Annotated in this window: 11 protein-coding genes and 1 pseudogene; 9 read left to right on the top strand and 3 right to left on the bottom strand. The window is 60.8% G+C overall.

Going from position 1 to position 12,312, the window contains the following annotated elements; translation table 11 throughout:
* Positions 1-6 precede the first annotated feature (6 nt).
* Positions 7-1,413, bottom strand: a complete 1,407-nt coding sequence (locus ACYQ54_RS18470) for an ActS/PrrB/RegB family redox-sensitive histidine kinase (RefSeq protein WP_460085184.1) — start codon at positions 1,411-1,413, stop codon at positions 7-9.
* Positions 1,414-1,611: 198 nt separating this feature from the next.
* Here ACYQ54_RS18470 and secB point away from each other — a divergent pair, with 198 nt between their 5' ends.
* Positions 1,612-2,112: a protein-export chaperone SecB gene (gene secB, locus ACYQ54_RS18465; RefSeq protein ID WP_460085181.1), complete on the top strand. Its 501-nt coding sequence runs from the start codon at positions 1,612-1,614 to the stop codon at positions 2,110-2,112.
* A gap of 232 nt (positions 2,113-2,344) precedes the next feature.
* On the opposite strand, the gene ACYQ54_RS18460 is transcribed toward secB, so the two are convergent.
* Complete coding sequence (locus ACYQ54_RS18460) at positions 2,345-3,148, bottom strand: HesA/MoeB/ThiF family protein (protein ID WP_460085179.1); 804 nt, start codon at positions 3,146-3,148, stop codon at positions 2,345-2,347.
* A 96-nt stretch (positions 3,149-3,244) separates the two neighbouring features.
* A complete protein-coding gene (gene hrcA / locus ACYQ54_RS18455) occupies positions 3,245-4,294 on the bottom strand; it encodes a heat-inducible transcriptional repressor HrcA (RefSeq protein ID WP_460085176.1) in 1,050 nt (349 codons plus the stop codon).
* A 193-nt stretch (positions 4,295-4,487) separates the two neighbouring features.
* Here hrcA and rph point away from each other — a divergent pair, with 193 nt between their 5' ends.
* The 8 genes and pseudogenes from rph to ACYQ54_RS18415 all read left to right on the top strand — a co-directional run bounded on the left by rph (position 4,488) and on the right by ACYQ54_RS18415 (position 12,158).
* On the top strand, positions 4,488-5,201 hold the full coding sequence (gene rph, locus ACYQ54_RS18450) for a ribonuclease PH (protein ID WP_460085173.1): 714 nt from the start codon (positions 4,488-4,490) through the stop codon (positions 5,199-5,201).
* Positions 5,202-5,213: 12 nt separating this feature from the next.
* On the top strand, positions 5,214-5,852 hold the full coding sequence (rdgB, locus tag ACYQ54_RS18445; RefSeq protein ID WP_460085170.1) for an RdgB/HAM1 family non-canonical purine NTP pyrophosphatase: 639 nt from the start codon (positions 5,214-5,216) through the stop codon (positions 5,850-5,852).
* 3 nt (positions 5,853-5,855) lie between these two features.
* Positions 5,856-7,019: a radical SAM family heme chaperone HemW gene (gene hemW / locus ACYQ54_RS18440; protein WP_460085165.1), complete on the top strand. Its 1,164-nt coding sequence runs from the start codon at positions 5,856-5,858 to the stop codon at positions 7,017-7,019.
* 320 nt (positions 7,020-7,339) lie between these two features.
* Positions 7,340-7,711 (top strand): annotated as a pseudogene (locus ACYQ54_RS18435) (polyhydroxyalkanoate depolymerase); the annotation flags it as partial.
* Positions 7,695-8,210, top strand: coding sequence for a non-canonical purine NTP pyrophosphatase (locus ACYQ54_RS18430; RefSeq protein WP_460085167.1), 516 nt, complete (start codon positions 7,695-7,697; stop codon positions 8,208-8,210). The pseudogene ACYQ54_RS18435 and the gene ACYQ54_RS18430, both read left to right, overlap by 17 nt.
* Positions 8,211-8,213: 3 nt before the next feature.
* Positions 8,214-9,377, top strand: a complete 1,164-nt coding sequence (gene hemW / locus ACYQ54_RS18425; protein ID WP_460085165.1) for a radical SAM family heme chaperone HemW — start codon at positions 8,214-8,216, stop codon at positions 9,375-9,377.
* Positions 9,378-9,658: 281 nt separating this feature from the next.
* A complete protein-coding gene (gene phaZ, locus ACYQ54_RS18420; RefSeq protein ID WP_460085162.1) occupies positions 9,659-11,317 on the top strand; it encodes a polyhydroxyalkanoate depolymerase in 1,659 nt (552 codons plus the stop codon).
* A 148-nt stretch (positions 11,318-11,465) separates the two neighbouring features.
* Positions 11,466-12,158, top strand: coding sequence for a glycosyltransferase (locus ACYQ54_RS18415; protein WP_460085159.1), 693 nt, complete (start codon positions 11,466-11,468; stop codon positions 12,156-12,158).
* The last annotated feature ends 154 nt before the right edge of the window (positions 12,159-12,312 follow it).

Here is a 12,312-nt window from a genome sequence, read left to right as displayed (position 1 = left end):
CCGGTTTTATTCTTGCGTCTTCTCCTGCGCCCTGGATGAAGTCACGGGCACAGCATGCATTGATTGCGCTTTATTGCCGTTATGGGGTGAAAAAGCCGTTTCGTCCACTCTGCCGTCCTGTTCAAACACCTGGCGCGGCCAGCTCACCCGGATATGAGCCCCTGTCTGGGGCGGGGCGGAATTCTCCAGATGCAGCTTGGCACCCGTGCGTTCCAGCAGGGTTTTGGCGATAAAGATGCCCAGGCCGAGTCCCCCGCCGGTGCCGCGCTGCGGCGGCTTTCCGCCGCGCACGGAAACGTAAGGGTCGCCGATCTTGCCTAGAATTTCGACGGAAAATCCCGGACCGTCGTCCTTGATCGATATGGAAAGCGTCGTTTCATCCCAGGTGGCGGACACATCGACGCGGGTTTTGGCGAAGTCGACGGCATTTTCCAGCAGGTTGGCCAGACCGTAGCGGATCGCCGCGTTTCGGGTGCCCACAGGCTCTGCGCCGGTACCGGTTCCGGTGGAATGGATCGCAACGCCCGTGCCCCGGTGTGGATCGACCACGTCTTCCAGCAATTGGGACACCGGCATGCGCTGGTAGGTCCGGTCCTCCTCGCTCGACAGGCTGGTGAGCTGTCGCAGGATCGAGCGGCAGCGTTCGGCCTGGGAGCGGATCAGCGCCACGTCTTCGGCTCTCGGATCGCTTGTCTCGAATTCGTCCGAAAGTTCCTTGGCAACCAGATAGATGGTGGCGAGCGGCGTGCCGAGTTCATGCGCGGCAGCGGTTGCCAGCCCGTCCAGGGCGTTGAGATGCTGTTCGCGGGCAAGCACGAGCTCGGTCGCCGCAAGCGCGTCGGCCATCTGGCGGGCTTCCTCGGCAACCCGGAATGCGTAGATCGCCATAAAGCCGAGTGTCGATACGAGGGCGATCCAGATGCCGACCGAATAGACGATGGGCAGCGAGAAGTCGTCGCCGACAGGCCATGGCAGGGGCAGGTGCAGGACGGCAACAAGGCTGGCGCAGGCCGTGGCCAGAATGCCGAGGATGATGGTGTAGCGTGCCGACAAGCCGGTTGCGGACACCATGACCGGAGCCATCAGCAGGAACGCAAACGGATTGCCGAGGCCGCCGGTCAGGAACAAGAGCCCGCTCATCTGCAGAATGTCGTAGGCAAGCTGCAGGGTTGCGGCGCGTTCCGACAGGCGCATGGCCGAGGGCCAGCGGATCTTCAGAAAGATGTTCAGCCAGGCGGACAGCGCCACCATGGCAAAGGCGGGCCCCGCCGGCATGGGGTAGCCGAGACCCACATGAACCACCAGCAAGGCCGCCGACTGGCCACCCACGGCAAGCCAGCGCAGGCGGACCAGCGTGTCGAGTTTCAGGCGCCGGTGCGGCAGGGTGATATTGGATGTCGGTTGTTCGTGCATCTGAACTTCTTGGGGAACGGCTACTTCCCCCTTTTGAAGCGGATTCAGGCGGCTGGCAAGGCCGGGGCTCTTGTGCCGACAAGGCGTAAGTGGTAGCCACCCGCTAACACGGTTGTCCGGATCACGCGGGCCGGCGGCCAGCCGGAGGGATTTTATAGCTCTTCATTTCAGATCAGCACCGCGCAACGGAATGAGATGATGACCGACACCAATGACGGCGGCGCTCAGCCGCAGGCGGAAAGCGCAGCTGCGCCGGGCATGCACATCCTTGGCCAGTACATCAAGGACCTGTCTTTTGAAAACCCGAATGCGCCGCGCGCCCTGGCGCAGGGCGACCAGCCGAAGCTCGACATCAACGTCAACGTCGGTGCCCAGCAGATCAGCGACGACCAGTTCGAAGTTGTCCTGACCCTGACCGCCAAGGCCGAGCGCCCGGACATGGTGATGTTCAACGTCGAGCTGGTCTACGCAGGTCTCTTCAAGATCACCGGCGTGCCGAAAGAGCACATGCACCCGTTCGTGATGATCGAATGCCCGCGCATGATCTTCCCGTTCGCACGCAACATCCTTTCCGAAGCCACCCGCAACGGCGGCTTCCCGCCGCTGATGCTCGACCCGATCGACTTCGCCCAGCTCTACCGCCAGAACATGGCCCAGCAGGCTGCCACTCAGCAGGCCGGCGAGCAGAAGCCGAACTAAGGTCGCACGTTTCTAGTGTTTCACAAAACCCGCGCCGGGCAACCGGCGCGGGTTTTTGTTTGACCTTTTGACACCTGGACCCGTGCCAACAATGCACACCATTGTCATCCCGTCCCCAGTGCAGCAGGGAGCCGGGACTATTGGGCCCGCCCTGGAAGGGGGCGTTTAACCTCTGGCGGATATTGAAATGTTCCAGGCTCCCGCTTGGCGGGGGCAGCCATGGAGGAAATCCTCACGCCTCCTCCAGCAGCTCCGCCCAGCTTTTCGGAGTGTCACCGTTGAGCGGGTTTTTCGCGGAGCGCTTGTAGCGGATGGTTTCCATGCGCACGGTTCTGGCGTCGAACAGGATCATCCGGCCGACAAGCCCCTCGCCGGTCCCTGTCAGTTCCTTCAGCACTTCCATTGCCTGCATGGCACCGATGATGCCCGTCAGCGCACCCAGGATACCTGCCTGGGCACAGGTCGGCAGCAGGCCGTCACGCGGCTTTTTCGGGAACAGGCAGCGATAGGTCGGGTTGGGCGCGCCGTCCGCACCGGTTTCATAGGGCTTCAAGGTGGTCAGCGACCCGTCGAACTGGCCGACCGCTGCCGTCACCAGCGGCTTTTGCGCAAAGAAGCAGGCATCGGAAGCAAGGTAGCGGGTGTCGAAATTGTCCGATCCGTCCACCACCAGATCGTAGCGGGAAATGAGCTGCATGGCATTGTGGCCGGCAAGGCGGGTCGGGTACGGCTCAACCTTCACATTGGGGTTCAGCCGCGCGATTGCCTCCGCCGCGCTGGCCACCTTCGGCTCGCCAAGCTGGTCGGTATCATGGATTACCTGCCGTTGCAGGTTGGAGAGCGAGACCGTGTCGTCGTCGGCAACACCGAGCGTGCCGACACCGGCAGCCGCCAGATATTGCAGCACCGGCGCACCGAGGCCGCCGGCGCCGATCACCAGCACGCGGGCATTCTTAAGCTTCTGCTGGCCCGCGCCGCCGATTTCCTGCAGCACGATGTGGCGGGCGTAGCGTTCCAGTTCGGCTGGCGAAAGCATGTCGGATCCTGTCTGGCGGGTGTCGGGTACAGATGGGGGTGGAGCGGGCGGCAGGTCAAGCCCTCGCCGGCCTGGAGAAACCGGACGCCTGCGCGCTTATCCGAGGATCCGGCTGACCAGCCGGGCCGTGTAATCGACCATCGGGATCACCCGGGCGTAGTTCAGCCGGGTCGGGCCGATGACGCCGAGAACGCCGACAATGCGCTGGTTGCTGTCCCTGTAGGGCGACACCACCAGGGAAGATCCGGATAGCGAGAACAGGTTGTTCTCCGACCCGATGAAGATGCGCACGCCGTCGCCCTTTTCGGCGAGACCCAGCAATTGGATCAGGTCCTTCTTGCTTTCAAGGTCGTCGAACAGCAGGCGGATGCGCTCCAGATCCTCGACCGCGTCGAGGTCGGTCAGGAGGTTGGACCGGCCCCGTACGATCAGCGTGCCCGGATCGGTGGCGCTTTCACCACCCCAGACCGCAAGACCCGCATCAATGACCTTCTGGCTCAGGAGATCGAGTTCAGCCTGATCCGCGTCGCGCACCTTTTCCAGTTCGGAACGGATTTCAGACAAGGTCCGCCCCTTGATCTGGGCATTCAGGTAATTGCCGGCTTCCACCAGCGCCGAGGACGGCAGGTCGCCCGGCAGATCGACCACGCGGTTTTCAACGGACCCGTCTTCGCTCACAAGGATCGCCAAGGCCTTCAGCGGTTCGATGCGCACGAATTCGATGTGTTTCAGGCGCATGTCCGACTTGTGGGTCAGAACCACGCCGGCACCCATGGAAAGACCGGACAGCATCTGGCTGGCTTCCGTCAGTACCTGTTCGGCGGAATTGGCTTTCTGCGATGCCCGCACCTGGGCATCGATCGCCCGGCGTTCGTCCTGGGTCAGGTCACCCACTTCCAGCAGCGCATCGACGAAGAAGCGCAGCCCGATTTCGGTCGGTAGCCTGCCGGCGCTGGTATGGGGCGAATGCAGGAGACCCAGATGTTCCAGATCCGACATCACGTTGCGGACCGAGGCAGGCGACAGGGAAATGCCGAGTTTGCGCGAAACATTCCGGGATCCGACAGGTTCGCCGGTCTCCAGATATGTTTCCACGATCGAACGGAAGATTTCACGGGATCTCTTGTCGAGGTCGCTGAGGCTCAAGGCTTGTTCTCCGAATGTGACCGCTCACCGGGTCGACCGGGATTTCATGAAGAGATATAGGCGCAAAAGGGGTCTTGCGTGAAGTATCACAACGCAAGGCCTTTACGACGGAGGAAGTTGGGGTCTACAAGGCCTCAACGAATATACTGGAGAAACGGCGGTTTTTCCGGAAAGAAAGTCGAAAGGGATATGCATGCGTCCGTCCAAACGCGCAGCCGATGAACTCCGTGCGGTCACGCTGGAGCGCGGGGTCTCCAAACATGCCGAGGGGTCTTGCCTCGTCAAGTTCGGCGACACCCACGTATTGTGCACCGCCAGCCTGGAAGAGCGGGTTCCGCCCTGGTTGCGCGGACAGAACCGCGGCTGGGTGACGGCTGAATATGGCATGCTGCCACGCGCCACGGGCGATCGCATGCGCCGCGAAGCCAGCGCCGGCAAGCAGTCTGGCCGGACGCAGGAAATCCAGCGCCTGATCGGCCGCTCCCTGCGTGCCGTTGTCAGCCTGGAAGCGCTCGGCGAGAACCAGATCACGGTCGATTGCGACGTCATCCAGGCCGATGGCGGCACCCGTACGGCAGCCATCACCGGTGCCTGGGTCGCCCTGCGCGACTGCATCGAGTGGATGAAAGCCCGTGACATGGTGTCTGGCGAGGTCCTGAAGGATCATATCGCCGCCATTTCCTGCGGCATCTACGAAGGCGCACCGGTTCTCGATCTCGACTACGCCGAGGACAGCACCGCCGAAACGGATGCCAACTTCGTCCTGACCGGCTCCGGCGGCATCGTCGAGATCCAGGGCACGGCGGAAGGCGCACCGTTCTCCGAAGAGGAATTCGGCAAGCTTCTGGGCCTTGCCAAGCTGGGCATCGGCAAGCTCGTCGATCTTCAGAAAATGGCCATTCTCTAAGGGCGCCAAACCATGAGCCACCGCAAGCTGGAACCGGGCAAACTGGTTGTCGCAAGCCACAACAAGGGCAAGATCCGCGAGATCAACGAACTGCTTCAGCCTTACGGCTTCGAAGTGATCTCCGCGGGAGATCTGGACCTGCCGGAACCGGACGAGACAGGTGTCACGTTCGAGGAAAACGCAGGCATCAAGGCCCACGCCGCGGCCAAGGCTTCGGGCCTGCCCGCGCTTGCCGACGACAGCGGGTTCTGTGTTGCGGCGCTGAACGGTGATCCGGGCATCTATTCCGCGCGCTGGGCAGGGCCGGACAAGGACTTTGCGATGGCCATGCGCACCGTGGAAGAAAAGCTGCAGGCACTTGGCGCAACCAAAGACGAGCAGCGCCGGGGATCCTTCGTGGCCGTGCTGTGCCTAGCCTGGCCGGATGGCAGCGAGGAATACTTCCGCGGCGAGGTCGAAGGACAGATCGTCTGGCCACCCCGCGGCACGCAGGGCTTCGGTTACGATCCGGTCTTCCTGCCGGACGGTCACGAGCGCACTTTCGGTGAAATGACCTCGGACGAAAAACACGGCTGGTCCAAGGACGGATCGGCCCTTTCCCACAGGGCACGGGCATTCCAGCTCTTTTCAGCCGGCTGCCTGGAAGGATAAAACGTGAGCACTGCGGGGGCGGCCGAAGGGGGATTCGGCATTTATATTCACTGGCCGTTCTGCGCGGCCAAATGCCCTTATTGCGACTTCAATTCCCATGTTCGCCATCAGCCGGTCGACCAGGCCCGCTTCGCGGCCGCTTTCGAGCGCGAACTGTCTCATTTTGCCAATCTGACGAAAGGCAAGACGGTTCAGTCCGTGTTTCTGGGCGGCGGCACACCCTCGCTCATGGAACCGGCGACAGTCGAGCGCATCCTGACAGCGGTTTCCGATCGCTGGTCGATGGATGAAAATGTCGAGATTTCTCTGGAAGCCAATCCCTCGTCGGTCGAGGCCGAACGCTTTCGCGGCTATCGGGCTGCAGGCGTCAATCGGGTCTCGCTTGGTGTGCAGTCGCTGATCGACACGGATCTGCGGCTGCTCGGCCGCCTGCACGATGCGCGCACCGCCCGCACCGCCATCGAAACTGCACGCGCCACCTTTCCGCGCCTTTCCTTCGACCTCATCTATGCCCGCCCGGGCCAGACGCTGGCCGGCTGGGAGCAGGAATTGAATGAGGCCATCGCACTCGCTGCCGATCACCTGTCGCTCTACCAGCTCACGATTGAGGAAGGCACGCCCTTTCACACGCTGTTCCACGCGGGCAAGCTGAAAGTGCCGGACCCCGATCTCGGCGCGCAGTTCTACGAACTGACGCAGGATGTGACCGCCGCTGCCGGCCTGCCGGCCTATGAGGTTTCCAACCACGCCCGTCCGGGCGCGGAATGCCGGCACAATCTGGTCTATTGGCGCTATGGCGATTATGTCGGCGTCGGCCCCGGTGCTCATGGCCGCATCACCGTTGGTGCCAGCCGGCTGGCAACCGCAACCGAGCGCCATCCCGAAACCTGGCTGGAAAATGTCGAAAGCCACGGTCACGCATTGGTCGAAAACGCGGGCCTTTCCGAAGAGGAACAGGGCGACGAGTTTCTGCTCATGGGCCTGCGCCTGACCGAGGGGATCGACCTGAATCGTTACGAGCGATATGCAAGCCGGTCCATCGATCCGAACCGTCTGGCGGCCTTGATGGAGCATGGAATGGTGGAAGAAATCGGGGAAAACCGCATTCGCGCCACCCGGGAAGGTTTTTTCGTGCTCGATGCGGTGGTCGCAGATCTGGCCGCCTGAGCCGTTCTGGAACGTTGTAAATATAAAGCTACCAAATTGATTTAAATGTTCTATTGGGTCTTTTGCATTGCACAGTGATTTGATGCGAAAATGTCTTTCGCCGTGATCCTGAGCACTTAGGCGGGTCTTCACATACCAATTAGAAGTATTGCGGGCTGCAACAGGTATAGCTATCCTGTTGCAATGCAATAGATGGTGCAAGAAGAGACGGGCCGAAATAAATGTTTACAAACAATGCCAATGGGGCCGGCACCACTTGGTTCAGCAAAGGAGAGACGTCTTTGCCGTTTTACCACCTTTACGAACTGAACCACGCCGCGATGGCGCCCTTCAGAGCTTTGGCCGACATGACTCGGCTTTACTTCCAGAACCCCCTCAATCCGCTGACTCATACCAGTTACGGCCGGTCCATTGCCGCCGGTTGCGAAGTGCTTGAACGCACCACGCGCCGCTATGGCAAACCGGAATTCGGGCTGAAGGAAACCACCGTCAGCGGTATGCGCGTTCCTGTGCGTGAAGTCAGCGTCTGGAGCCGTCCGTTCTGCGACCTGATCCATTTCGAGCGCGGGGTCACTTCGCACCGCAACGATCCCAAGATCCTGATTGTCGCACCGATGTCCGGTCACTACGCCACGCTGCTGCGCGGCACGGTGGAAGCGCTGATGCCGAATGCGGATGTCTATATCACCGAACGAGACAGGTGTCACGTTCGAGGAAAACGCAGGCATCAAGGCCCACGCCGCGGCCAAGGCTTCGGGCCTGCCCGCGCTTGCCGACGACAGCGGGTTCTGTGTTGCGGCGCTGAACGGTGATCCGGGCATCTATTCCGCGCGCTGGGCAGGGCCGGACAAGGACTTTGCGATGGCCATGCGCACCGTGGAAGAAAAGCTGCAGGCACTTGGCGCAACCAAAGACGAGCAGCGCCGGGGATCCTTCGTGGCCGTGCTGTGCCTAGCCTGGCCGGATGGCAGCGAGGAATACTTCCGCGGCGAGGTCGAAGGACAGATCGTCTGGCCACCCCGCGGCACGCAGGGCTTCGGTTACGATCCGGTCTTCCTGCCGGACGGTCACGAGCGCACTTTCGGTGAAATGACCTCGGACGAAAAACACGGCTGGTCCAAGGACGGATCGGCCCTTTCCCACAGGGCACGGGCATTCCAGCTCTTTTCAGCCGGCTGCCTGGAAGGATAAAACGTGAGCACTGCGGGGGCGGCCGAAGGGGGATTCGGCATTTATATTCACTGGCCGTTCTGCGCGGCCAAATGCCCTTATTGCGACTTCAATTCCCATGTTCGCCATCAGCCGGTCGACCAGGCCCGCTTCGCGGCCGCTTTCGAGCGCGAACTGTCTCATTTTGCCAATCTGACGAAAGGCAAGACGGTTCAGTCCGTGTTTCTGGGCGGCGGCACACCCTCGCTCATGGAACCGGCGACAGTCGAGCGCATCCTGACAGCGGTTTCCGATCGCTGGTCGATGGATGAAAATGTCGAGATTTCTCTGGAAGCCAATCCCTCGTCGGTCGAGGCCGAACGCTTTCGCGGCTATCGGGCTGCAGGCGTCAATCGGGTCTCGCTTGGTGTGCAGTCGCTGATCGACACGGATCTGCGGCTGCTCGGCCGCCTGCACGATGCGCGCACCGCCCGCACCGCCATCGAAACTGCACGCGCCACCTTTCCGCGCCTTTCCTTCGACCTCATCTATGCCCGCCCGGGCCAGACGCTGGCCGGCTGGGAGCAGGAATTGAATGAGGCCATCGCACTCGCTGCCGATCACCTGTCGCTCTACCAGCTCACGATTGAGGAAGGCACGCCCTTTCACACGCTGTTCCACGCGGGCAAGCTGAAAGTGCCGGACCCCGATCTCGGCGCGCAGTTCTACGAACTGACGCAGGATGTGACCGCCGCTGCCGGCCTGCCGGCCTATGAGGTTTCCAACCACGCCCGTCCGGGCGCGGAATGCCGGCACAATCTGGTCTATTGGCGCTATGGCGATTATGTCGGCGTCGGCCCCGGTGCTCATGGCCGCATCACCGTTGGTGCCAGCCGGCTGGCAACCGCAACCGAGCGCCATCCCGAAACCTGGCTGGAAAATGTCGAAAGCCACGGTCACGCATTGGTCGAAAACGCGGGCCTTTCCGAAGAGGAACAGGGCGACGAGTTTCTGCTCATGGGCCTGCGCCTGACCGAGGGGATCGACCTGAATCGTTACGAGCGATATGCAAGCCGGTCCATCGATCCGAACCGTCTGGCGGCCTTGATGGAGCATGGAATGGTGGAAGAAATCGGGGAAAACCGCATTCGCGCCACCCGGGAAGGTTTTTTCGTGCTCGATGCGGTGGTCGCAGATCTGGCCGCCTGAGCCGTTCTGGAACGTTGTAAATATAAAGCTACCAAATTGATTTAAATGTTCTATTGGGTCTTTTGCATTGCACAGTGATTTGATGCGAAAATGTCTTTCGCCGTGATCCTGAGCACTTAGGCGGGTCTTCACATACCAATTAGAAGTATTGCGGGCTGCAACAGGTATAGCTATCCTGTTGCAATGCAATAGATGGTGCAAGAAGAGACGGGCCGAAATAAATGTTTACAAACAATGCCAATGGGGCCGGCACCACTTGGTTCAGCAAAGGAGAGACGTCTTTGCCGTTTTACCACCTTTACGAACTGAACCACGCCGCGATGGCGCCCTTCAGAGCTTTGGCCGACATGACTCGGCTTTACTTCCAGAACCCCCTCAATCCGCTGACTCATACCAGTTACGGCCGGTCCATTGCCGCCGGTTGCGAAGTGCTTGAACGCACCACGCGCCGCTATGGCAAACCGGAATTCGGGCTGAAGGAAACCACCGTCAGCGGTATGCGCGTTCCTGTGCGTGAAGTCAGCGTCTGGAGCCGTCCGTTCTGCGACCTGATCCATTTCGAGCGCGGGGTCACTTCGCACCGCAACGATCCCAAGATCCTGATTGTCGCACCGATGTCCGGTCACTACGCCACGCTGCTGCGCGGCACGGTGGAAGCGCTGATGCCGAATGCGGATGTCTATATCACCGACTGGATCGACGCCCGCATGGTTCCGATACAGGACGGCAAGTTCGACCTTGATGATTATATCGATTATATCATCTCGATGCTGCACTTCCTGGGACCGGACACGCACATTCTCGGCGTGTGTCAGCCGTCCGTGCCGGTACTGGCAGCGGTCGCGGTCATGGAAGACCGTGAAGACCCCTATGTGCCTTCTACCATGACGCTGATGGGCGGCCCGATCGACACCCGCGTTGCTCCGACGGCAGTCAACGACCTGGCCGTTTCCAAGGGCATCGACTGGTTCAAGAACAACGTGATCATGAAGGTTCCCTTCCCGCATCCGGGCTTCATGCGGGACGTTTATCCAGGGTTCCTGCAGCTGTCCGGGTTCATGAGCATGAACCTCGACCGGCATGTGACCGCGCACCGGGACTTCTTCCAGCATCTGGTGGAAGGCGATGGTGACAACGCGGAAAAGCATCGCGACTTCTATGACGAATATCTGGCTGTCATGGATCTGACCGCCGAGTTCTATCTGCAGACCGTCGAAACGGTCTTTATCGATCATGCCCTGCCAAACGGCACGATGATGCACAACGGCCGTCTGGTCGACTGCAGCAAGATCACCCGCACTGCCATGCTGACGGTGGAAGGCGAGAAGGACGACATTACCGGCCGCGGCCAGACCAAGGCGGCACATGCGCTTTGCACCGGTCTGGACGACGACATGAAGGCACACTACGAGCAGCCGAACGTCGGCCATTATGGCGTCTTCAACGGATCGCGCTGGCGGGCCGAAATTGCACCGCGGGTCATGGACTTCATCCGCTCCAACCGCACGGACCTGCGCCGGCCGGCTACCGCAGCTAAGGCTCCGGCCGTCAAGGCCGCTGCACCTGCTGCCGCGCCGGAAAAGACACCGGATAAGACACCGGCAAAAGCTCCCGCCAAGTCTCCGGCAGCCGCACAGACCGTCAAAACAGCTCCGGCACCTGCCAAGGCCAAACCGGCCGCAAAAAGCACCGGCAATTCTCTGGAGAGCATTCTCCTGACCAAGCCGGACGGTGCCGCGGACGACCTGAAGTCGATCAGTGGTGTCGGCCCGAAACTGGAATCCGCGCTCAATGAAGCCGGTATCTTCCACTTCTGGCAGATCGCGGGCCTGACAGACGAGCAGATCGAGGCTTTGGACACCAAGCTCGATTTCCGCGGACGGATTGCCCGGGACAACTGGATCGAGCAGGCCAGGCAGCTTTCCGAAACGGTGAGCTGAACGCCGCATCGGTAAAGGCACCCGCCCGGGTGCCTTTAACTTGTCTCAAATAGTCCGGTTATTGGCGGCGGCCCGTCCGCCGCTATTGATTCTGGGCTTTCGGCCAAATACAAGTGCCGGTCAGACAGCGAGGCCGGAGGTTTCTGTAGTGCTCAATATTTTTATTGGTTTCGATCCGCGTGAAGCAATTGCCTATCATGTTTGCGCCAACAGCCTGACCCGGCTTTCAAGCGACGTGCTGGCGATCACGCCGCTGTCGTTGCACAACCTGAAGACCTACAACGAGACCCACACCGATGGGTCCAATCACTTCATCTACACCCGCTTTCTGATCCCGAGCCTGATGAACTACAACGGTTGGGCGTTGTTCATGGACGGTGACATGATCGTGCGGGACGACATTGCCAAGCTGTTCGCCATGCGTGACGAGAGCAAGGCGGTCATGTGCGTCCATCATGACTACCAGACCCGGCAGACCACCAAGTATCTCGGCTCGAAGAACGAGAACTACCCGCGCAAGAACTGGTCCAGCGTGGTGCTATGGAACTGCGGTCATCCGGCCAACAAGGTGGTGACGCCCGACTTCGTGATGAATGCGACCGGCGCCCAGCTGCACCGCTTCACCTGGCTGGACGACGATCTCGTTGGCGAACTGCCGAAGGAATGGAACTGGCTGCCGGATGAATTCGGCCCCAACCCCGACGCGAAACTTCTGCATTTCACGCTCGGCACACCCTGCTTCCACGAGTATGCCAACGCGCCGATGGCGGCCGAGTGGCACCGCGAAAAGCTCCTGGCGAATTATTCGGCACAACATGTGATCGACGGACCTTTCGACTGATCCGTCTCGTCTTTTATTTATAAATCAATGAAGTAGGCCCGGTCCGCAACTTTGCCGGCCGGGTTTTTGGGTCCTGGATTTCTGTGATCCCCGTCACGAATCCTTGAAGGCGCCTGCGATAATCCCCACTTGGAAAGTCGTGGATGTCTGAAAT

The sequence above is a fragment of the Roseibium sp. LAB1 genome, assembly GCF_054658235.1.
Note: the sequence above shows the minus strand (reverse complement) of the source record. Positions and strands in the feature narration are given on the sequence as shown.